We start from the raw sequence: 23400 nt of genomic DNA on the forward strand, positions 1-23400 counted from the left end.
TAATTTAATCAGAGTTTAGCAGCATACAGGTACTTAAGGAGTATTCTATGAAGAGAATTCACATATTTGCTATGGGAGGTACTATTTCCTATCTAAGTAATAATAAAAACAGAAAGCGGGCAGAAGATTTAATTAATGAAATAGGAGAATTGCCTGATCATATTAATATAACTTATGAAGACTTGATGCAGAAGGCGTCTTCTGATTTATTAATAGATGATGTTACATTCTTAGCCAAAGCTGTAATGTGTAAAATAAATGAAAAAATCGATGGTATTGTAATCGTACAAGGGACAGATACCATGGAGGAAACTTCATTTATGTTGGAATTGTTGGTTGATAGTAAAGTTCCAATTGTTTTTACAGGAGCTTTGAGACACGCTGGGCTTAGGGGGTCGGAGGGAAATGCAAATCTTTTTTCTGCAATAATTGTTGCATCATCCGAAGTATTTCGTAATGTTGGATGTGTCCTTGTATTGAATGATGAGATACACTCATCTTTGTATGTGAAAAAAATGCATACACAAAGAACGGGTGCATTTGAATCACAATTTGGCCCTATCGGTTATATCTCGGAAGGCCACCCAAGATTAACTATGATTCCAAGGCAGATAAATATTGATAAAACGATATTTTCTGGTTTTTTTCATTGGAAGCCGGTTCCTGTATTTTTGGCTGGCATGTCTCTAGGAGATGGAGGACACATTTTGGATTTTATACTTCAGGCAGGCTATAAAGGAATGGTAATTGACGGATTTGGTGGAGGACATGTAACAAATGAATTTGCATTAAAGCTCCCACATATCATTAATGAAATTCCTGTAGTTATGTCCTCCAGAACAGGCAATGGTGAAGTATTAAGAAATACTTATCGGGGTTATCCTGGATCCGAGGTAGAATTGATTAAGGCAGGCTGCATCTATGCAGGAATAATGGATTCCTTGAAGGCGAGAATATTGTTATGTTTACTAGTAACATGTGATTTTGATAGAGAAAGAATAATAGAAATATTTAAAATAATAGGGGAACCTTGAAGTTGTTAAATAAGAATATATACATGCAATGAGTAGTGACAAGTGCGGGAGTGACAAGGTGGTGACAAGGGGACGGGGTTAGCGTCACACGAGTGACACCAACCCCGTCCCCTTGTCACCAGTCACCCTCGTCCCCTTGTCACCCTATTTTTTTCCAAAGTACTTGAAAAAATATTTTCTTGTAATATAATAGTAATAGTTATTGTTATTGAAATATGAATTTGAAATATTTGATTTGAGAAAAATATAAATTAGGAGGGATATCATTGTATAATCTATTAATTGGAGGAGCAGCTGGCCAGGGTGTTGAAACTACGGTATCCATACTGCAAAAGTTGCTTAAAAAATCGGGATACTATGTATTTACCGTCCGTGATTTTATGTCGAGAGTTCGTGGGGGACATAATTTTACTCTTGTAAGGTTTGGAATAGAACCGATCTTATCCCATAGTGAAAAATTAGACGGTATTATTGCCATGAACGAAGAGACGGTTGATTATCATATCGATCAACTAAAAGAATCAGGATTTATTTTGTGTGATGCAAAGTATTCCACACAAGATACTAGAGCGATTAAGGTAGATCTAAGTACAGTGGGAAAGGAGCTGGGTAATCCTCGGGTACTTGGAAGTATTACAGTTGGAGCGATATTAAAGCTATTTGGAGAAAATTTAAATTATGTAGATGAAGTCTTAAAGGAATTTATTAAGGATAAATTCTATGAAGTTAATAAAGAAGCCGTACATAAAGGATATCAGCTGGTGGAGAGTCGGTTTTCACACCTGCAGGGAGAAGCAAGAGATTATATGCTGTTATCAGGAAATGAAGCCTTAGCACTGGGTGCTATAGCATCCGGAATCCGCTTTTACTGTGCTTATCCCATGTCTCCTTCTACTTCAATTTTGGAATATCTAGCTTTTAAGGGAACGGAGACCGGTATTGTAGTAGAGCAGGCTGAGGATGAGATTGCAGCTATTAATATGGCAATTGGAGCATCATTTGCCGGAGCCCCGGCAATGACCGGAACCTCCGGAGGAGGTTTTTCGTTAATGGTGGAAGCCTTGGGGCTGTCCGGTATGGCTGAAATACCTCTGGTAGCCGTCGATGTCATGCGACCCGGCCCTGCTACCGGACTACCAACCCGTACCGAACAAAGTGATCTTAAATTTGTGATATCAGCATCTCAGGGTGAATTTCCGAGAATGGTTATTGCGCTGCGAAATCATGAAGATGCATTTTATCAGACAACCCGGGCAGTCTATTTAGCAGATAAATATCAGATACCGGTAATCATCTTAAGTGACCAATATCTAGGTGATGCATCGAGCACGGTAAAACCTTATAACCTGGATTATATGCAGAAGTTAGAATTGTTAAAGGAACCGGAACAAAAGGATGGAAATTATCTGCGTTATCGGTTAACGGAAGATGGAATATCGCCCCGTTACATACCGGGCAAATCGCAAAACATTGTAACGGCTGACAGCGATGAACATGACGAGTATGGACATATCACCGAATCCGGTGAAATGCGAACGCTAATGATGGATAAGAGAATGAAGAAGCTTGATCAACTTAAATTAGAATTGCAGGAACCGGATTATCTTGGACCGGATGATTTTGATACTTTAATTATTGGATGGGGATCCACCTATGGACCCATAGCCGAGGCGATTATGCTATTAAATGATAGTGAAGATAGTAAATATGCAGCCTTGATTTTTGGAGATATCTACCCGCTTCCGGACCAACAATTAAAAGAAAAAGCAGCGAAGGCGAAGAGAATAATTAATGTAGAACAGAATGCCACCGGTCAATTAGCCGCTTTGATTAGGGAGTATACAGGAATTACTTGCACAAAAAGTATCTTGAAATACAATGGGCGACAAATTTCAGGCGAAGAAATCGTCCATAGAATCAGAAAGGAGGGTTCTTATGAGCAATAATCCTAAGAGCTTTTGTACTTTTGAAACAGCATGGTGCCCGGGATGTGGTAACTTTAATATACTTGATTCGGTAAAAACCGCTCTGGAGGATCTGGGTAAAAAACCTCATGAAGTCATAATGGTTGCTGGGATTGGTCAAGCGGCTAAACTACCTCAGTATATTGGAGCTAATGCATTCTGTGGTCTTCACGGTAGGGCACTGCCGGTGGCAGTGGCAGCTAAAATAGCGAACGATAAACTGACTGTCATAGTAGATACCGGGGACGGTGATTCATACGGCGAGGGTGGAAACCATTTTTTACATAACATTCGTAGAAATGTAAATATTACACATTTTGTTCATGATAATCAGATCTATGGTTTGACGAAGGGGCAAGCCTCTCCGACTTCCCTAAAGGGTATGGTAACCGGTGTTCAGGTTGGCGGTAATTTTACGGAGCCACTGAATCCGGTACTTCTGGCAATTGCCGCAGGAGCAGGCTTTGTGGCCAGAGCTTTCAGCGGTCGTAAGGAGCATCTGGTATCCATTATGAAACAAGCCATAGAATATGACGGATATGCATTAGTAGATATTCTACAACCCTGTGTCAGCTTTAATAAACTAAATACTTTCGCATATTATAACCAACGGGTCTATGAGCTTGATGAAACATACAACCGAAATGATAAATCAGCTGCCCTTTTAAAGGCAATGGAAGTTGATGATAAAATCCCAATTGGTGTTCTCTATCAGGAGGAAAAAGAAACTTTCCACCAGAAGAATCCGCTTCTTCAAAGCGGAGAGCCCTTGCTGGATAGAACATGCGATATTGATACGATCAATAAAATCATGAAAGAGTTTGTTTAAGAAGGGAAGTTACAATGGCTGTAAAAAACGCAATGACCTCGGAGTTTATACATTCTGCATATAACACATATCTTTTAAATCTTCTATTTTAAAGTGAAGGTTTAGGGATACGATATTACTTAATTATGATGTACGAACTATAATAATTTAAGTTAGGAATATGGTCTTCGGATAAATAGTATTAATAATAAAAAGGACACATTGTCGATCATGTACACCTTTATTGAACATATTGTTCAATCTTGGCATATATAACTAACAATGTGTCCTTCAAGTTTAAGAGCAGCCATACTTCCGACTTATTAAAGAAATGAATCCTTTGTTTTTTATTATTGATAGAATAGAAGAGACATTTCGCTTATAATAAGTATTCATATTGTAATTAATTTTACTTATATATGGAAAAAGTTTGTTTAATAATATAGATATGATCTTATATTTTCAGATCTTTTTGTAAAGCATAGGAATCTATAAATATTTCTTTAGGTCCAGTATATTATCTATCATTATATCTGCATCCTCTAACTCATCGGTTTGGGTAAACCCATAACTACATCCGATTGTATATATGTTGTTTTTCGTTCCTGCTTCAATATCTTGCTTTCTGTCCCCTATGATAACCATTTCTTCAGGATAATTATGTTTCACCATTTTTATAATATCATATTTAGGTATAAAGTTATAATCCTCTGAGGTTATAAGTTTATGAAAATATTGATCCAATTTGAATAATCTATTATGACAGTTCTTGTAGTAATTCTTACAATTACTTATAAATATCAGGATATAGTTTTTCGATTTCAGGTATTCTAGCATCTCTGAAGCGCCGTCATAGAGGATCGGTTTTCCTTGTTCTATTAAGGAAATCATCTCATCACTGATGATTTGACTGCATTTTATACGCCAAGTTTCATCAAGACTTGGCATAAAGTTTTTCCACATATCCTGAGGGTTAAAGCCAAGCCAATAGCTAATCTCCTTATCCGTCCAACTTCTGGGAGCAGCAAGGCCTTTCTCTGTTAAAAAAGCATAGGCTTTTCGAAATGCAGGAGCATATATGTGTATGCTATCATGAAGGGTGCCGTCATAATCGAAGAATATAGTTTTCACCTTATGCAATGAAATCAAATTTACTCACCATCCGATGGGATTTGCTTCAGAAGATTGGCCATCTCAATGGCTGTAATTGCAGCATCATAACCCTTATTACCGGCTTTGGTTCCGGCTCTTTCAATCGCCTGTTCAATGGTATCGGTAGTTAGTACTCCGAATATGACAGGAACCTCTGTCTCAAGGGATACATGGGCAATACCCTTAGATACTTCGCTGGATACATAATCAAAATGAGGAGTTGATCCTTTTATGACAGCTCCAAGACATATGACCCCGTCATATCTTTTGGTCTTGACTAATTTTTTAGCAGCTAAGGGTATCTCAAATGCTCCCGGTACCCAAGTCAGCTCGATATCATTTTCAGATACACCATGTCTGATTAAAGCATCCATAGCTCCTGAAATTAGTTTACCGCCGATAAATTCATTAAATCTTCCTGCTACAATACCAAATTTTAAACCACTTCCGATTAAATTTCCTTCAATTGCTCTCATCTTATTGTTCCTCCTTAAAATTTAACATATGACCTAATTTTGCTTTTTTTGTTTTTAAATAATATTCATTTCTTTCGTTATGATTCATCTGAATTGGAACTCGGTCTACAATCTCAATTCCATATCCGGAGAGACCCTTTATTTTCTTGGGATTATTCGTCATAAGCTTGACCTTCTTTACGCCCAAGTCAGCCAGGATTTGAGCCCCGATTCCATAATCTCTTAAATCCTCGGGAAAGCCCAGTGCAAGATTAGCTTCTACTGTATCCATTCCTTGATCCTGCAAGGAATATGCTTTGATTTTATTGATTAGTCCGATGCCCCTACCTTCCTGGCGCATATAGAGTAATATGCCTCGGCCCTCTGCTTCGATTTTTTTCATAGCGGCTGCATATTGTTCGCCGCAGTCACATCTTAAGGAACCAAAGGCATCACCGGTTAAGCATTCCGAATGAACTCGAATTAATACCGGGTTTCCATCTGTAACATCTCCTTTCACCAGCGCTACATGATGTTCGCCGTTTAAAGTATTTTCATAGCCAACCATTGTAAATTCACCGTATTTTGTAGGTAGCTTTGCTTCAGCGGATCTCTTGATATAGATTTCTTGCCTCCTACGATAGGCAATTAAATCTGCTATTGATATTAATTTAAGATTATGAGTTTTGGAATATTCAATGATCTGAGGAATTCGCGCCATTGTACCATCTTCGTCCATGATTTCACAGATGACACCGGCAGGGTATAAACCTGCCATAACAGCCAGATCTACAGCTGCTTCTGTATGACCGGACCTCTTTAATACACCACCCTTTTTTGATTCCAAAGGAAAGATATGTCCGGGCCTCTTAAAGTCTTTCTCAGTAGCATTAGGATCAAGTACCTTTTTTATCGTAAGAGCCCTTTCCTGTGCTGAGATACCGGTTGTGGTTTCCAGAGCGTCAATAGATACCGTAAAGGCAGTGAGATGAGACTCGGTGTTTTGTTCGACCATCTGATGGATCTTAAGCTCTTTTAGCCGCTCAGAGATAATGGGCATACAGATAAGTCCTCTGCCGAATTTGGCCATAAAATTAATCGCTTCTGGAGTAATCATCTGGGCCGCCATCACAAGATCACCCTCGTTTTCCCGATCTTCATCATCTACTACGATAATCATTTTACCGTTCTTAATATCCTCAACAGCTTCTTCTATAGTGTTAAATTGATTCATAATTCATCCTCCTTTTTATTCTCTATACAAATCCATGCTCACTCAAAAAGTTCATATTAATTCCCTGTGTCGTAGGAGCCTGTTCTCTGTTTAATAATAACTTTTCAATATATTTGCCTAACATATCACATTCTAAATTAAGAGAATCTCCAACCTTTTTTCGAAGCAAGGTAGTGACATCCTTCGTGTGGGGAATGATAGAAACTTGAAAAAAGCTATCATCCACCGAAGCAACCGTTAAGCTGATACCATCGATGGCGATGGAGCCCTTCTGTACGATATATTTTAGTATCTCCGGAGATGCTTTTATGGTTACCCATACTGCATTATCTTCTTTTTCATATTTAATTAAAGAACCTGTACCATCAATATGGCCACTCACAATATGACCCCCGAGACGATCACCGACCTTTAGTGCTCTTTCTAAATTCACTTCATCTCCGGGGTTAAGTAAATGCAGGTTACTCCTGCGCATCGTCTCAGCCATTACATCGACACAAAAGGTATTCGAGGAATACTGCGTTACGGTAAGACAAACTCCATTGGTACTTATACTGTCCCCTAGTTTCATATTATCTAATACCTTAGAAGCTCCGATTACAATTTTGGCTGATTTTACTCCCTTTACTACAGACCTTACTATACCTATCTCTTCTATTAATCCTGTAAACATTTATTCGCACTCCCCTTTGATATATCCTTCAATCATAATATCGTTACCAAAAATTTTCACTTCAATACTGTGTAAAAAAATAGCGTTGTTCATTTTATCAATACCGAATCCCCCTACCGGAGTTTTAGCATTACTGCCACCGATAATTTTTGGTGCAATAAAGGCATTTACCTTGTCAACTATGCCGGAAGACAAAGCCGAATAGTTGAGTTCGCTACCTCCTTCCAGCAGTATGCTGTCTATTTTCTTTTTCCCTAATTCCTTCATAAGATATCTTAAGTCAACCTGCGCATTCTCTAGCGGCGTAACTATGATTTCTATTCCCATAGCCTCTAATTGACTAAGCTTTTCCAAGGATGCCAGATTCGTAGTAGCAAGGATTGTCCGGGCTGAGGAATTCATATGCAAAATATTTGCATCAAGAGGCAGTCTTGCCCGGGTATCTACTACGATACGGATAGGATCACTACATATACTGCCGGATATCCGGGTATTTAAATATGGATTATCCGTAAGTATTGTTCCGATACCAACCATAATTGCACAATACCTGTGTCTTAAGGTATGTACATAGGCTCTGGAAGCTTCATTGGTAATCCATTTGGAATCACCTGTGCCTGTTGCTATTTTTCCATCCAGTGTCATGGCAGTTTTTAATAAACAAAAGGGTAATCCGGTTGTGATATATTTATTAAAGATTTCATTTTGCTTTTGACTTTCCTTTTCCAGAATTCCCGTGTGAACCTCAATACCGTGATCTCTAAGAATTTGAATACCTTTACCGGCAACCAGGGGGTTGGGATCCTGCGTTGCAACAACAACTCTTTTAATACCTTTTTTTACAATAGCATCAGCGCATGGAGGAGTTTTTCCATAATGGGAGCAAGGCTCAAGCGTAACATACATGGTTGCGCCGGTCACATCCTCAGTCGCATTATGAAATGCATTAATCTCTGCATGAGGGCCACCATATCTCTCGTGATAGCCTTCTCCAATAATTTTGTTGTTTTTAACTATGACTGCACCAACCAAAGGGTTGGGATTTGTAAAACCGCTTCCCTTTTTTGCTAAGGTAAGCGCTCTTTTCATATATTCAAGATCCATTCTGCTTACACCTCTTATTTATGATTAGATTGTTAAAAGAACCTATTTTTATCTATGGCACTCTAATCATTTTTATTGTTACAAAAAACCATATAAAAAAACCCTGAAAAAAATTCAGGGTTTCATTTTTTTACAATCGAAGCAATTCGTATAACTTAATTATATAAAAGAATCGGATTATAAATTATCTTCTTTCATCCAGACTTTACTGTCGGCCTCGGAGTTTCACCGAATCTGCCTTACGGCTCGCGGGCTATACCGCCGGTAGGGAATTACACCCTGCCCTGAAGATTTTATTCTGTTAATGGATAATAATATAGCATTAATGTGTTATCATGTCAACGAGTAAAAATATTTTGTATAAAAAATATATTGTATAAAAATTTATAAAAAAAATCTTGTTAAAAATTCTTGCTTATTCTAAAGGACTAGTGTATTATTATTTGGAAACATGAATAAATATACATATAATTATTCTTATAATGCTTTACGGAGGATTTTAATGAATAATAATAACAATCACATGTATAATTATATAGAAGAGTTTTCCTTAAATGCTTGGCCTGCTCTACAATCTTATCTTTATGATGGTTGGGTAATACGGTTGGCTGATGGGTATACAAAAAGATCTAACAGTGTAAGCCCAATTTATAACGGTTATATGGAATTGTTAGATAAAGTAGAATTCTGTGAACACATATACACAATGTCTCATCAACCTGCTATATTCAAAATCTTTCCCTCCTATCATACGCAGGAATTGGATGATATCCTGATACAAAGGGGGTATAGCATAGAGGATATAACCTCTGTAAGGGTATTGGACTTAAGCAATTATCAGGGCAAAAAACCTAAAAACATCATTTATCAGACAAGATTGGATCAGAGATGGATGGACGGGTTTTTAGAATGCTCAAATAAATCTGACGAAGAAAAAGTAATCTCCCACAAATTGCATCAAAATATTCTTGGAGATGTTATCTTTGTATCGAAAATGGTGGAGGGTAAAATTGTTGGATGTGGATATGGGGCCTTTCAACGGGGAGTTGTGGGAATATATGATATTGTAGTGGATAAGGAATACCGAAACCAGGGTTTAGGAAAAGATATTCTGGATGGGATTCTTAGCTATGCAACACAAAAAAAGATAACATTAGCTTATCTGGCAGTTGTAGTAGGAAATACTCCTGCAGAGAAGCTATATGAAAAGCTGGGATTTATGGAACAATACCGTTATTGGTACAGAGTATCTCCAAAAATATTACAATGATTTAACAAAAAGATGGTTTTGGATTTTACATAGAACTGTTACAATAAAGTTGAACATAAAAACAGGAGACAGGAAATGGAGAGGATGCCTATGACAGCTTTATTAAATAGTTTGAGAAAGAAGAAGCTTATCATTGATTTGTTTGATTTCTTAGAAGATATCACGATATACCGAAAGAGTAGGGATGAATCAGATGATATGGAAGATATGGAGGACATAGATTTTCTAAATTCGTTGATGGATACGGAAGAAATGGAAAGTGAATATTGGTATGATTAAGGAGGTGAAAAGAATGAACAATCTAAAAATTAAATTGAATACCTTCGATAAGATAAAGCACTTTGTTAATATGGCTTATAGACTGGATTATGATTTAAGTTTGATATCTGGAAATTATGTAGTAGACGGTAAGTCTATTATGGGTATCTTTAGTCTTGATTTATCAAAGCCGATTGAAGTTAATTTTTCAAATAATGATACGGTAAATGATTATCCGAAAGAATTAGAAGAATTTATACTTTAAACGAATAAACTAGTTTTATGAATGCGATGATACATGGATATGTATCATTTTTTTATGCCTTTCGTCAAACTTGGATTCGTCAATTTGTACATACACATTCTTTACTCAGAGTGATGCAAACATAGTTTAGTGAGCAACTAGGATGAAATATGTACCAATATGTATTTCATCCTAGCGAGAGCGTGCCCGGAATAAACTATGTTTGTATCACCAATTCAATAAATAAATTGTGCGAATTTACGTATGATATTTTAGGATCAGAAATCGATTTGCTTTTTAGCGCTTTCAGCCAGCATATTTGCTGCTAATTTTCCCGTATAGAGGGCGCCCTGCATCCATCCGTGCTTGTTAGAAGTATGCTCTCCGGCAAAAAAAACTCGGTTGTTATATTCCGGCCGTAGCATCTCATAGGCAAATACTTTCTTCTGCTCAGGCAACATTAATGCAAAACCACCTAAAAAAGTGGGCTCTGTATTCCAATGAACGGTTTTGGATTGTTCTACGATGGAATTAAGAAAGCCTCTGGGTAAACCATGTACCTCTTCTACATTCTGCCGTATCACTTCAAAACGTCTCTGCTTGCTAAGATTTCCAAGTCTGGTTGCATTTTGACTGTAATTATAGGAGGCTAAAAGCACTCCGGGCTCTTCTGGGGAGCATCCGGGTTCTCCAATACATAGATTATGATCACTGGGGTAGATGATAAATTGGATTGGAAGATCCGTAAAGGATATGCCCCCGATCATATTGCCATAATCTGTAGGCCTTTCCCAGAAGCGCCTGTTACATAAGAAATTTGTTTTCTGGGCGTCACAATAATTTAATTCTAATATAGCCTGCATTTTTAAATTACTAAAGTATGGTTTGACCTCCACTACTCGTAGGGATGAGAAGGGGAGTGTACAGATACAGTAGTCAAATATTTCTGCCTTATCCTTATGATCGCATAGATCCGTATACCTTATCACCACTTTATTTCTGTAAGGAGATTGATATATACCGTTTACATAATGACCTGCCTTATATTTTACACTCCCTATTAGATTCTTAGGTATATTTCCATATTGTGATGGAGCGGGATCTGCAAAGGACTGATAGAATGCGTAAGGAAGATTATAATTCCCGCCCTCGATATGAAAAGTGTTACGAAAATCAAAGGTGTACTCACCGGAGGCGATTTCGCTATAACTGTAGTTTAGCAAAGCGCCAATACCGGGATCTACATCTGATATTAGATTGATTGCTCCCTGACTTAATCCTAGAGCTTCAAAGTTTTGACGGACACTTAGATTAATCAATGGTAGATACTCAGGGGCATATTCCGGTAATATCTGAAGCAACTGTGCTCTGATTTTTGGAGGAAGCTCAAGATAAGCATGCTCAAGGGCATAGCTATTTAATTCCGGCCAGGGAGTACTTCTCTCCTGAGGTGTTAATTTGTATAAGGGATAAAGCATTTCTTGTACGGAATCGGAGGTCCTTAACCTGGTGTTATGAACATAGAGGAAATTATTTCGGACAGGTGATGTTAAGGGTAGGGTTGTGAGCCCGAATTGATTTATGTAATACCAGGTTGTTTCATGGGAAATAGGAAATCGCATTGCCCCGAACTCTCCATAGGATTCATTGTTAAAATAATAGGTATAAACCCTACCACCAATTCGATCTTCCAAAGCTTCCAGGATGGTGATATCAGCACCTAATTTACGAAGTTCAAAAGCGGCTGTCATACCGGCTAATCCACCGCCAAGGATACCTATTCGTGCTCCGCGTAGTAAACCGGGTGGGGCATAATTCATTATGTCCGGAGGTGGGTTTAATAAACTTACGATATAGTCATAATCCTCCAGTCTTCCTGCGTTACTTAATAAATCTCTTAGCATTTCGTGTCTTTGTTCGTTCGTAGGACTGATTACCTGGTTTAAAGGAGTATACATTTTTTGTACCTCTTATATTTGTTACAGTAGTAATATATTGATTAAGATGCCAGAATATAACAAAAAAGGATAAGCCTTGGGATATAAATCTACATAACAGATAATGTTTGTCTATAAAATGACAAGTCCGGGTTTTGTATATGACAAGGGTGATTATTAATTCTGTTAATACTATTTATTAAAATTAATAAATTGAATTATGTCAGTTTTTTGGATAAGATAACGTTGTAGTAGAAATAAGTTATAAATCTAACTAACTTAAGAAAAGTAGGGATATAAATGCAGCTATTAAAAGACAGAATTATTAAGGATGGAAAGATCCGTTTTGGAAACGTATTAAAGGTGGATTCATTTCTTAATCATCAGATGGATATTGAGTTATTTAGTGAAATCGGCAAGGAATTCAAGAATAGATTTATAGAGGATGAAGTTACCAAAATTCTTACAATCGAAGCATCCGGAATTGGGATAGCCTGTATAGCTGCACAGTATTTTAAGGTTCCTGTGGTATTTGCAAAAAAGAATCAGACGAAAAATATTGCAGGTGATGTATATACCGGTAAGGTGGAATCCTTTACCCATGGCCGAACTTACGATATTATTGTCGCGAAAGAATTTTTACAACAAGAAGATAAAGTACTTATTATAGATGATTTTTTAGCAAACGGTAGTGCACTCCTTGGTTTAACTAAATTAGTACGAGATGCCGGTGCTACTTTAGTCGGAGCCGGTATTGTGATAGAGAAAGGTTTTCAGGAGGGCGGAGAACTGGTTCGTTCCCATGGAGTCAGAGTGGAATCCTTGGCAATCATTGATTCCATGAACGAAGAGGATGGACTTGTATTTCGAAACTAAGATTTACAAAGGGCGATAGCCATGTAAATAAATTTACTTTTGAACTAGGATATAGGGGGACATTGGTTCCCAAACCAAGGGATTGTTTTTAGGACTTAATAGTCACGGTATTTAGTTTAGAAGGAAGATGAAATCCCGAAAAAATAGGAGGAGAATTAACAATGTTAAAAATGAAGAAATTCTGGGTACTGATTTTTGTGGCGGTTATGGCTTTAACGCTAAGTGCATGCAGTAAAGAGGGCAAGGAAACAAGCAACACAACTGACTTTAAAGTAGCGGTGATACATATTGGTGATCCGGCAGACGGTGCCGGCTATACTTATGCCCATGATCTGGGTATAGTTAAAATGCAGGAGGAACTGGGTCTTTCCGATGAGCAGATTATTCGTAAGAACAATGTAAATGATACAGATGCGGTAGCAATTACAACAGCAATGGAAGAATGTATTGAGGAAGGTGCGGATATCATCTTTGGTACCAGCTGGGGTTATATGGATACAATGGAGCAATTGGCCGCTGAACATTCCGAGGTTATCTTTTCCCATTGTTCCGGTTATAAGAACAATGGTTCTAATATGAATAATTACTTTGGACGTATTTATCAGGCTCGTTACCTTTCCGGTATTGCAGCAGGTTTAAAAACTCAGTCCAACATGATCGGATATGTAGCAGCTATGCCTATTGATAACTCAGAGGTTACCGGTGGTATTAATGCATTTGCATTGGGGGTTGAATCTGTTAATCCTGATGCTAAGGTTTATGTTAAGGTTACAAATACGTGGTTTGATCCTACATTAGAAGGTCAAGCCGCAGAAGCGTTACTGGATATGGGCTGTGATGTAATTACTCAGCATGGCGATACCACAGCTCCTCAGATGGCAGCACAGGCAAGAGGTGTATGGGGTGTTGGCTATAACTCTGATATGACGAAAGATGCGCCGGAAGCACACTTAACAGCTCCAATCTGGAACTGGGGTGCATATTATACCAAAGCAACGAAAGAAGCTATGGAAGGCAACTGGTCCAATGATAATTACTTTGGTGGTATGGATGACGGTCTGATTGATCTATCACCTCTTTCTAAAAATGTAGCAGAAGGTACAGAAGAAGCAATTGAAGCAGCCAGACAAAGAATTCTTGACGGATATAAAATTTTCGAAGGTGAGCTTTATGATAATCAAGGCAACTTAGTATGTGCTGAAGGAGAAGCATTAGCGGATGCAGATATCACAGGTGCTATGAACTGGTACTACAAAACTGTAGAAGTAAAATAATAAATTAGGCTGGTGGCATTGTGGAAAAAAAGAAAAACGAAACAATGGCAATCGAACTAAAGCAAATAACTAAGACATTTGGGTCGGTTGTTGCAAACAACAAAATAGACCTGTCCGTTAAGCAGGGCGAGATACTCGCCCTGCTTGGCGAAAACGGATCAGGAAAAACTACATTAATGAACATGCTCTCAGGTATTTATAAGCCTGACAGCGGTTCTATTTTTATTAACGGACAATCAGTTACCATAAACTCTCCTGAGGACGCCATACGACTTGGTGTTGGTATGATTCATCAACATTTTAAGTTGGTGGAGGTATTATCCGCTACGGATAATATCATTCTCGGTGCCAAAGAAAAGGGCTTGTTCTTACATAAATCCAGATCGGAAAGAATTAAAGACATCAGCAAACGTTTCGGACTTAATATTAATCCTGAGAAGAAGGTTTATCAGATGTCAGTCAGTGAAAAACAGACCGTAGAAATCATTAAAGTATTGTACCGCAAGGCAGATATTCTGATTTTGGATGAGCCAACCGCAGTGCTTACACCTCAGGAAACGAAGCGGTTATTTGAAATACTGCGTCGAATGAAGAAGGAAGGTTGTGCGGTTATTATCATTACCCATAAGCTGAATGAAGTGCTGGAAATCAGCGATAGGGTAACCATTCTTCGTAAGGGTGAAAGTGTAGCAACAGTTGATACGGCAAAGACCAGCGCGAAAGAACTCACGGAACTGATGGTAGGTAGACCGGTTGAGCTTTCAATCGAACATCCGACCAATGATTATAACGAAAACCTTCTGGAAATTCATCATTTAACGGTGGAAAATGAAGAGGGTGTCAATATGATTAAGGATATCACTTTTGATTTAAACCGTGGTGAAATTCTTGGTGTAGCCGGAGTTGCCGGCAGCGGGCAGAAGGAACTTTGCGAAGCTCTTGCCGGTCTGCTACCTGTAAAGAAGGGTGCAGTTTTATATCAGAACGAGAATATCGTTGGTAAGACACCCAATGAAATTATAAAAATGGGTATCAGCATGAGCTTTATCCCTGAAGATCGACTTGGTATGGGATTGGCTGCCTCCATGGGAATGGTGGATAACATGCTTTTAAAGAAATACAATGAGGGGAAAGGACCCTTTGTCAGTAAGAAGGAAGCAAGAGAACTGGCAAAACGGTTGGTGAAACAACTGGATATTGTAACACCGACGGTTGATACACCGGTACGAAGACTATCCGGAGGTAACGTACAGAAGGTACTTTTGGGAAGAGAAATCGAATCAGGACCCAATGTATTAATTACAGCTTATGCAGTTCGCGGACTTGATATCAATTCCTCTTATACGATATATGATGCCTTGAATGAGCAGAAGCAAAAGGGCGTTGGAGTTTTATTTATCGGTGAAGATCTTGATGTTATGTTGGAACTGTGTGATCGCATCATGGTACTTTGCCATGGAAAGATTACAGGTATTGTTGAGGCAAAAGCAACCACCAAGGAACAGCTGGGTCTTATGATGACCGATGCAGCAGGCGCTAAAGGAGGGAAATCATGAGCAGTCAGAGCTTAAGCACGAAAAAAGAACCCTTTATTAGAATTATCAAAAAAACAGAGATATCAGTGGGGAAAACCATAGTACTTTCTCTCCTTGCCTTATTAGCAGCAATTATTGCAGGTGGAATATTTATTCTGGCCATAGGTCAAAATCCGTTTGAAATATATACAACGATAGTAAAAGGTGCATGGCGAAGCAGTATGGCTACCAAAGGAACTATAAAGATAGCAATTCCTTTGCTTATAGCAGCTCTGGGTATCACTCCGGCCTTCCAGATGAAATTCTGGAACATCGGTGCAGAAGGCCAGATTATAATGGGAGGTATCTTTGCCACTTATTTTGCCTTATTTTTTGATCATCTACCCCATGGACTATTATTGGTTATTATGTTTGTGGCAGGTATGGTGGGAGGCGGACTCTGGGGTCTCATTCCAGCCTATTTTAAGACTAGGTTTGGAACCAATGAAACTCTATTTACGTTAATGTTAAATTACATAGCTTTATATATGATCAAATTCTTTATTGAGGGACCCTGGCGTGATCCCGCATCCTCTGGCTTTCCCAAAATAGCCACCTTTACAAAAAATGCAAGGCTGGATCAGATCTTTGGTGTTCATGCCGGATGGTTAATCGGACTTGTACTGGTGGTGGTTCTTTTCATCTATCTTACATTCACAAAGCAAGGATATGAGATTAGTGTTGTTGGGGAAAGTGTGAATACTGCTAGGTATGCCGGTATGAATGTAAAGAAAATCATCATGAGGACTATGTTTATCAGCGGAGCTATCTGCGGTATCGCAGGTATGACCCAGGTAACCGGTGCAGCGTATACCCTAGGTGAGGGTGTAGCCGGCGGTGTTGGCTTTACGGCGATTACCGTTGCCTGGCTTTCCAAACTTAATCCTCTTTTTATCTTAGTTGTAACATTATTGTTCAGTATGCTGGAAAAAGGCTGCTCCGTAATGCAGAGTACCTTCGGGTTATCCTCTGCGGTTTCAGGGATCCTACAGGGTATCATCCTGTTTTTTATCTTAGGATTTGACTTTTTTACCCGCTACCGGTTTGTATTTAGAAAGGAGAGGTAAACGGTATGATAATAAACTTTTTGTTCGCTGCGATTAAAGCCGGTACTCCTTTGCTGTTTGGTACTACCGGAGAAATCATGACTGAAAAATCCGGTAATTTAAATCTGGGTGTAGAAGGTATGATGTTTATGGGAGCGTTTATGGGCTTCTTTGTAGGATTTCATACAGGAAGCCTGCCCTTAGCTTTGCTGGCGGCTTTTATAATCGGAAACTTTGCCGCATTGATTTATGCCTTCTTAACAGTTACCATGATGGCAAACCAGAACGTAACTGGACTTACCTTAACTATCTTCGGCATAGGCTTTGCTAAGTTTTTTGGTGAGATCATGATTAGAAAAGCAGGGGGCTCACCAAAGCTTTCACCAGAATTTATGATAACAATATCGGAAAAGCCTATTCCGGTTCTTGGTGAAATACCAGTAATCGGTAAACTGATTTTTTCTCATAACCCTTTGGTTTACCTGTCTGTTTTGGTGGCTGTTATCTGTAGTATTTATATTATGAAAACAAGAGCAGGTCTTAATATGCGTGCTGTTGGTGAAAACCCCGCAGCAGCAGATGCGGCAGGAATTAAAGTAACCCGCATTAAGTATCTTCATATCATGCTTGGTGGAGGTATCTGTGGTCTTGGTGGTGCTTATCTATCCCTGATTAATGGCGGCGGGGTGTGGAATAATAGTAGTGTTGTAAACGGCCAGGGCTGGATATCTGTAGCACTTGTTATCTTTGCCAGCTGGAGTCCTATGAAGGCAATCTTCGGATCTCTGGTTTTTGGTGCATTCAGTGTATTACAATTTTATGCACCCAAGGATATTATTCATATTCCCAATGCCTTCTATGTGATGCTTCCTTTCCTGATTACGACATTTGTTCTTATTTTCGCTTCCATGCGAAAATCCAAGACTGGATCACAGCCTGCCGGTTGCGGTATTAACTACTTTAGAGAAGAAAGGTAAATATACTTAATAATATATAGAGATAATTTTAGGATACAGTCCCTTTTGTAAGTTGATTTACGAAGGGGACTTTTTTTGTTTTATAGAATGCGGGTTTAAAAGCCCAGAAATAAAACTATACATAATTTTGCACAATTTTAGTTATCTAATACGTGATACAAACATAGTTAATTCGCAACACACTCTCGCTTGGATGAAGTACGTAGTGGTACATAAAACCGCAAAATACGCGGTCAAGTACCAACGACTTCATAAGAGTTGCTCACTAAACTATGTTTGTATCACTCTGAATAAAGAAAGTATATGTGCAAACTAAAGAATACAAGTTTGAAGAAAGGCTTTTGAAAGCCTTCCAGGCAGGACGCACTCTCACGTGTAAGGTTATAAAAGGTACTTAAATGTTGAATCTCACCAATGTTTATGGTTAATCGTCACATAATATGAATTTATAGGGAATTATATAAATTTACCAATACCAAAAAATAAAAAAAAGGAAGATTTGTGATAACATCACAGAAGACTTTAACGTATCGTGATATAGTAGGTTCATAAAACATAAGGTTGTCAAAAATGATTGACGTGCCTTTGCTATAAGTACAAAAGAAAGAGATTAGATAATAAACATGCTTATAATGTAGCGTGCGTTTATACCGAAGAATTCACAGAGCAATTCCGGTTATCAAATTAAATTATTTTTTATAGGAGGAGTTATTATGGCAACATTAAAGATTACGAAACATAATTTTGAAGAAGAGGTATTAAACTCAAAAGAACCTGTATTATTAGATTTCTGGGCATCCTGGTGTGGACCCTGCCGCATGGTTTCTCCGACGGTAGATGAAATCGCCAACGAAGTACAAGGTAGTGCAAAGGTTGGTAAAGTAAATGTAGATGAGGAATCAGAATTAGCAGCAAAATTCCGTGTCATGAGTATACCTACTCTCATGGTTGTTAAGGAAGGAAAAGTTTCTGCTACAGCAGTTGGCGTACGACCTAAGAAAGATATCTTGAAAATGCTTGAAGTATAAGCTTGATATTATAAGATGGGAACGTTAAAGCAGATTAGCTTTACACAGAGAATAGACTTATCATAGGAATGTTTGACATGATATTACTATTCGGACGGAAAAACGGTTTTTTCGGCAAAATTACGGAGTATTATCCTATCAGCTTTGATATCAGAACCATTCTATTGATAGAAAATATAACGAGAATGTATAGATACTCCGTTAATAAGGGATATTACTTCTAGTGTATTGTTTCGTTCATAATTAGCCAAACAAAACTGCTTTGTTATCTATTACTTAACTTCACTCTTTGTGACCACCGATTCGAGTCACATAATTTTCTTACAGGGTGACAAAAGTTTCATTATAGTTTAGCTAAAGATGAATAAGACAGTACTCTGACGTAAGAAAGGAGATATGTCTAATGTGTAAGGAACCAAAGTTCTTAAGATGTAATCATTGCGGCAATATGGTTGAAATGATTCATGACAGCAATGTACCAATTATTTGTTGCGGTGAAGAGATGGAGGAAGTAACCGCAAATACAGTGGATGCTTCTAAAGAGAAACATGTTCCCGCGGTATCAATTGTTGGAAACATGGTTATGGTTGAGGTCGGAAGCGTTCCACATCCCATGGAAGCCAAACATTATATTATGTGGATTTATCTTCAGACAAAAAATGGTCTTCAAAGAAAGTGCCTGGCACCGGGAGAGGAACCAAAAGCAGTATTTGCTCTAGATAATGACGGAGTCATTGCAGTTTATGAATATTGTAATATACATGGACTTTGGAAGACAGAGCTGTAGTTATAAAGATTAATGCATGCAGGGCCGTATCAATCGGAAACTTGCATGCATTTTTTATGTATAAGCAAAGGGATATCTTTAGTATCTAAAACACTAATTTATGTTATATTTGATTTCGATCGTATAATATTTTATAATTAGAATAAAAATACAATGAATGTAAGATTGGAGGGAGTATGTTGGATCGAAAAGAAAACACAGCTTTCTTTCATGAAACCTTAAGTTTTTGGAAGGATTTGACACAGCCTCAAAAGAATATGTTGCTACAGTCAATGGTTAAAAAGAATTTTGTTACCGGAGAGTCCATGCGAAGCGGGTCGGATAACTGTTCCGGTCTTTTTCTCCTACAAAGCGGTCAGGTCAGAGCGTATATTGTATCAGAAAGTGGGAAGGAGATAACCCTGTACCGACTTTTCGAGAGGGATGTTTGTATCTTCTCTGCCTCCTGTATGATGAAGAATATTGCCTTTGATATTTTTGTTGAAGTAGAAAAGGAAACGCAGGCTTACTTAATTCCGATCTCAACCTTTAGTAAGTTGTCGAAAGAAGCCCTATCCGTTCAAGCCTTTACCAATGAATTGATGGCATCACGTTTTACTGAGGTTATATGGATTATGGAGCAGGCTTTGTTTATGAGTTTTGATAAAAGGCTGGCATTGTTTTTAATTGAACAGTCAAATATAGAGGAATCAAACAGTTTAGAAATCACCCATGAAAAAATTGCGAATCACCTGGGTACAGCCAGGGAGGTCGTTACCCGAATGTTAAAATATTTTCAAAATGAAAGTATGGTCTCTTTAAACAGAGGAGCCATTGAGATACTAAACCGTAAAAAATTGGAGCAGCTTACATTATAAATGTGTGGAAGCTTACTATTCTAATCATATTAGCTTCATGAGATGTCGGCTATCATGAGTGCTAAAACAGTACTCTATAGATTATATATGGAAGAAGTTACGCTGAACTTATGAAAACAATTAATACTACATCCATATGAATTCTATGGTTGAATGAAAGTAGGGATCGATATCGAAAAAACAATCAGAGAACAATTAAGGGAGATGTCAGAGGAAAAATATCAAAGATTTAGTTCTTCTCTAACCCCCGGGATTAATAATATACTAGGAGTCAGGTTACCCCTGCTTCGAAAAATGGCAGCAAAAATTGCCAAGGAGGATTATAAATTCTATCTTAAGTATGCAGAAGATGAAACTTTTGAAGAAGTAATGCTTCAAGGTATGGTGATCGGATCCTGTAAAGCGGGTATCGAGGAAGTACTTAATATGGCAGCTGACTTTATTCCGAAAATTAACAATTGGTCTGTGTGTGATAGCTTTTGTAACGGACTAAAGATAACAAAAAAACATAGGGAGCGGGTATGGGATTTTCTGCAGCCTTATCTAAGATCAGATCAGGAATATGACATACGCTTTGGCGTAGTTATGCTTCTTCATTATTACGTTTTACCGGAATATACGGATAAGGTTTTTATGCATTTTAATCATATAAAACATTCAGGCTATTACGTAAAGATGGCAATCGCCTGGGCAATTTCTGTTTATTTTGTTCTACTTCCTGAGAAGACAAAAAAGTACCTTCTAAACAATGATTTGGATGACTTTACATATAACAAAGCGCTTCAAAAGATTACGGAATCATTAAGAGTGGATAAAGAAACTAAGGCTTGGGTACGGGGAATGAAACGAAAATAAGTAGATTGACACACCTGTTTCCCATTAGTGTAAAAAAACTTATCGTTAAAATATATTTTAAATAGAAAAATATGGGTTACATGGAGGAAACATGTTGTCTCTATGAATAGCATGTGATAAACTGAATAGAGATTATATTAATGAGTAGCAGATTAATCTAAATAATCGTTAGCAATTAAAGCTTTAATCTGCTCTAGAAAGAATCCTACAAAGGAGGGTATACATATATGCATTTAACATTTTTAGGTGCTACCCATGAGGTAACAGGGAGCTGCTTTTATCTGGAGGCCTGTAATAAACATATATTAATTGATTGTGGTATGGAACAAGGAAGGGATGCTTTCGAGAATCAAGACATACCAATCCCGGCAGCGCAGATAGATGCGGTAGTACTTACCCATGCTCATATGGATCATTCCGGTAAGTTGCCAATGATTTATAGTCAGGGATTTCGGGGAAAAATTCATGCCACTTCTGCTACCAGTGCCCTATGTGATATTATGCTTCGTGATAGTGCTCATATTCAAATGGCTGAGGCTGAGTGGAGAAACAGGAAGGGAAAACGTTCCGGAGATAAGGCTTTTATCCCGTTATATGACATGGAGGATGCATTGTCTACGATTCGGATGTTTGTACCCCATGAATATGGCGAGAAATTCACACTTTTTGACGGTATAGAGATCCGATTTACGGATGTAGGACATCTGCTGGGGTCTTCCAGTATTGAGATATGGGTTACAGAAGAGGGTATCACCAAAAAGCTTGTATTTTCAGGGGATATCGGTAATGTAAACCAACCCTTAATTAAAGATCCTCAATATATTAAAGAAGCAGATTATGTAATAATGGAATCCACATATGGGGATCGAAATCATGGGGAGACCCCGGATTATGTAGGTGAACTTAGTAGAGTTATACAGGAAACCTTTGATCGGGGTGGTAATGTCGTTATTCCCTCTTTTGCCATCGGTAGAACTCAGGTGCTTTTGTACTTTATCCGTAAAATTAAAGAAGATAGACTTGTTAAAGGACACGGAGATTTTAAAGTCTATGTAGATAGCCCATTAGCAATAGAAGCCACTCAAATTTACGAAAAAAATATGTTTGGTTATTTTGACCGGGAGTCCATGGACCTTATTCATAGAGGAATTAATCCAATCAAATTTCCCGGACTGAAAACCTCGATTACTTCAGACGAGTCAAAGGCGATCAATTTTGATGAAGAACCCAAGGTTATTATATCGGCAGCGGGTATGTGTGATGCCGGTAGGATTCGCCATCACCTGAAGCATAATTTATGGAGAGAAGACAGTACAATTCTTTTTGTTGGACATCAGTCAGTAGGAACCTTGGGAAGGATTTTACTGGATGGAGCAACAGAGGTGAAATTGTTTGGAGAGCAGATTACAGTCTGTGCTAGCATTAAGAGATTGTCCGGTGTCAGTGGTCATGCGGACAGGGACGGTTTACTTAAGTGGCTACAAAGCTTTGAGAAGAAACCTTCCAGTGTTTTTGTGGTTCATGGGGATGATCAGGTATGTAATATTTTTACCGAATATATCCGGGACGAATTAGGGTATAATGCAGTAGCGCCATATAGCGGAACCATCTATGATCTGCGAAGGAATGTCTGCGTAGTTGAAGGTAAGATGATTCCGGTTGAGAAGAAGACGGAGACCGTAAAGGTTGATTCTGTATTTGAACGCTTGTTGAATGCAGGCAAACGCCTGTTGGTTGTTATTCAAAAAAACAAAGGCGGAGCTAATAAAGATCTTGCCAAATTTGCAAGCCAGATTAACTCCTTATGTGATAAGTGGGACAGATAAAGTACCGGATTGAGGGATAGAAGTGATGAAGCAGACGGAGCATTTGATTTATTATCAGTTGTTTGAGTCTTAGGGATTTTTAATCCCGGATAAAAATCGGCATAGATTGGTATATATTACCGTCTATGCCGATTTTTCTTGTCACATTCCATTGCGAGACCTTTATT

22 protein-coding genes and 1 riboswitch are annotated in these 23400 nt (G+C 38.2%); of the genes, 16 read left to right on the forward strand and 6 right to left on the reverse strand.

Annotated elements, in window-relative coordinates:
• Positions 1 to 47: 47 nt before the first annotated feature.
• The 3 genes from I5677_RS09610 to I5677_RS09620 all read left to right on the forward strand — a co-directional run bounded on the left by I5677_RS09610 (position 48) and on the right by I5677_RS09620 (position 3827).
• Positions 48 to 1034 carry an asparaginase gene (locus tag I5677_RS09610; RefSeq protein WP_197661376.1) on the forward strand — a complete coding sequence of 329 codons (987 nt, stop codon included), beginning with the start codon at positions 48 to 50 and terminating at the stop codon, positions 1032 to 1034.
• Between the two features lie 266 nt (positions 1035 to 1300).
• A complete protein-coding gene (locus tag I5677_RS09615; RefSeq protein WP_197661377.1) occupies positions 1301 to 2980 on the forward strand; it encodes a 2-oxoacid:acceptor oxidoreductase subunit alpha in 1680 nt (559 codons plus the stop codon).
• A complete protein-coding gene (locus I5677_RS09620; protein ID WP_197661378.1) occupies positions 2970 to 3827 on the forward strand; it encodes a 2-oxoacid:ferredoxin oxidoreductase subunit beta in 858 nt (285 codons plus the stop codon). Before I5677_RS09615 ends, I5677_RS09620 begins: the two co-directional genes overlap by 11 nt.
• Before the next feature lie 468 nt (positions 3828 to 4295).
• Here I5677_RS09620 and I5677_RS09625 read toward each other — a convergent pair whose 3' ends face one another.
• From I5677_RS09625 to ribD, 5 genes are read right to left on the reverse strand one after another with little or no spacing between them, the layout of a single operon-like run.
• Entirely contained in the window at positions 4296 to 4937 is a 642-nt protein-coding gene (locus I5677_RS09625) for an HAD family hydrolase (protein WP_330617890.1), read from the reverse strand.
• Positions 4938 to 4957: 20 nt separating this feature from the next.
• The gene (gene ribH / locus I5677_RS09630) at positions 4958 to 5434 is read right to left on the reverse strand and encodes a 6,7-dimethyl-8-ribityllumazine synthase (protein ID WP_197661380.1); all 477 of its coding nucleotides are present in this window, start codon (positions 5432 to 5434) and stop codon (positions 4958 to 4960) included.
• 1 nt (position 5435) lies between these two features.
• Complete coding sequence (locus tag I5677_RS09635; RefSeq protein WP_197661381.1) at positions 5436 to 6647, reverse strand: bifunctional 3,4-dihydroxy-2-butanone-4-phosphate synthase/GTP cyclohydrolase II; 1212 nt, start codon at positions 6645 to 6647, stop codon at positions 5436 to 5438.
• 22 nt (positions 6648 to 6669) lie between these two features.
• Positions 6670 to 7320 (reverse strand): riboflavin synthase, encoded by a 651-nt coding sequence (locus I5677_RS09640; protein ID WP_197661382.1) that lies wholly within the window; start codon positions 7318 to 7320, stop codon positions 6670 to 6672.
• Entirely contained in the window at positions 7321 to 8424 is a 1104-nt protein-coding gene (gene ribD, locus I5677_RS09645) for a bifunctional diaminohydroxyphosphoribosylaminopyrimidine deaminase/5-amino-6-(5-phosphoribosylamino)uracil reductase RibD (protein ID WP_197661383.1), read from the reverse strand.
• Between the two features lie 182 nt (positions 8425 to 8606).
• Positions 8607 to 8720, reverse strand: a riboswitch (FMN riboswitch).
• 206 nt (positions 8721 to 8926) lie between these two features.
• On the opposite strand from ribD, the gene I5677_RS09650 reads away from it, so the two are divergent.
• The 3 genes from I5677_RS09650 (at position 8927) to I5677_RS09660 (ending at position 10217) form a co-directional block, all read left to right on the forward strand.
• Positions 8927 to 9694: a GNAT family N-acetyltransferase gene (locus I5677_RS09650; RefSeq protein WP_197661384.1), complete on the forward strand. Its 768-nt coding sequence runs from the start codon at positions 8927 to 8929 to the stop codon at positions 9692 to 9694.
• A 75-nt stretch (positions 9695 to 9769) separates the two neighbouring features.
• Entirely contained in the window at positions 9770 to 9973 is a 204-nt protein-coding gene (locus I5677_RS09655) for a hypothetical protein (RefSeq protein ID WP_197661385.1), read from the forward strand.
• Positions 9974 to 9986: 13 nt separating this feature from the next.
• Positions 9987 to 10217 (forward strand): HPr family phosphocarrier protein, encoded by a 231-nt coding sequence (locus tag I5677_RS09660; RefSeq protein WP_197661386.1) that lies wholly within the window; start codon positions 9987 to 9989, stop codon positions 10215 to 10217.
• Positions 10218 to 10474: 257 nt separating this feature from the next.
• Here the strand turns inward: I5677_RS09660 and I5677_RS09665 are convergent, their stop codons facing one another.
• Positions 10475 to 12154 carry a flavin monoamine oxidase family protein gene (locus I5677_RS09665; protein WP_197661387.1) on the reverse strand — a complete coding sequence of 560 codons (1680 nt, stop codon included), beginning with the start codon at positions 12152 to 12154 and terminating at the stop codon, positions 10475 to 10477.
• 279 nt (positions 12155 to 12433) lie between these two features.
• On the opposite strand from I5677_RS09665, the gene I5677_RS09670 reads away from it, so the two are divergent.
• The 10 genes from I5677_RS09670 (at position 12434) to I5677_RS09715 (ending at position 23233) form a co-directional block, all read left to right on the forward strand.
• The gene (locus I5677_RS09670; RefSeq protein ID WP_197661388.1) at positions 12434 to 13009 is read left to right on the forward strand and encodes a xanthine phosphoribosyltransferase; all 576 of its coding nucleotides are present in this window, start codon (positions 12434 to 12436) and stop codon (positions 13007 to 13009) included.
• 161 nt (positions 13010 to 13170) lie between these two features.
• On the forward strand, positions 13171 to 14283 hold the full coding sequence (locus tag I5677_RS09675; RefSeq protein ID WP_330617885.1) for a BMP family ABC transporter substrate-binding protein: 1113 nt from the start codon (positions 13171 to 13173) through the stop codon (positions 14281 to 14283).
• A 44-nt stretch (positions 14284 to 14327) separates the two neighbouring features.
• Entirely contained in the window at positions 14328 to 15839 is a 1512-nt protein-coding gene (locus I5677_RS09680) for an ABC transporter ATP-binding protein (RefSeq protein ID WP_197661473.1), read from the forward strand.
• Positions 15836 to 16924, forward strand: a complete 1089-nt coding sequence (locus tag I5677_RS09685) for an ABC transporter permease (protein ID WP_197661389.1) — start codon at positions 15836 to 15838, stop codon at positions 16922 to 16924. Before I5677_RS09680 ends, I5677_RS09685 begins: the two co-directional genes overlap by 4 nt.
• A gap of 5 nt (positions 16925 to 16929) precedes the next feature.
• A complete protein-coding gene (locus tag I5677_RS09690) occupies positions 16930 to 17880 on the forward strand; it encodes an ABC transporter permease (RefSeq protein ID WP_197661390.1) in 951 nt (316 codons plus the stop codon).
• A gap of 713 nt (positions 17881 to 18593) precedes the next feature.
• Positions 18594 to 18908, forward strand: a complete 315-nt coding sequence (gene trxA, locus I5677_RS09695) for a thioredoxin (RefSeq protein ID WP_197661391.1) — start codon at positions 18594 to 18596, stop codon at positions 18906 to 18908.
• 403 nt (positions 18909 to 19311) lie between these two features.
• The gene (locus I5677_RS09700; RefSeq protein WP_197661392.1) at positions 19312 to 19695 is read left to right on the forward strand and encodes a desulfoferrodoxin family protein; all 384 of its coding nucleotides are present in this window, start codon (positions 19312 to 19314) and stop codon (positions 19693 to 19695) included.
• 176 nt (positions 19696 to 19871) lie between these two features.
• Positions 19872 to 20552, forward strand: a complete 681-nt coding sequence (locus tag I5677_RS09705; protein ID WP_197661393.1) for a Crp/Fnr family transcriptional regulator — start codon at positions 19872 to 19874, stop codon at positions 20550 to 20552.
• A 153-nt stretch (positions 20553 to 20705) separates the two neighbouring features.
• The gene (locus I5677_RS09710; protein ID WP_206762691.1) at positions 20706 to 21407 is read left to right on the forward strand and encodes a DNA alkylation repair protein; all 702 of its coding nucleotides are present in this window, start codon (positions 20706 to 20708) and stop codon (positions 21405 to 21407) included.
• A gap of 227 nt (positions 21408 to 21634) precedes the next feature.
• Positions 21635 to 23233 carry an MBL fold metallo-hydrolase RNA specificity domain-containing protein gene (locus I5677_RS09715; RefSeq protein ID WP_197661394.1) on the forward strand — a complete coding sequence of 533 codons (1599 nt, stop codon included), beginning with the start codon at positions 21635 to 21637 and terminating at the stop codon, positions 23231 to 23233.
• Positions 23234 to 23400: the final 167 nt, after the last annotated feature.

The sequence above is a fragment of the Mobilitalea sibirica genome (genome assembly GCF_015999265.1).
GTDB lineage: Bacteria > Bacillota > Clostridia > Lachnospirales > Lachnospiraceae > Mobilitalea > Mobilitalea sibirica.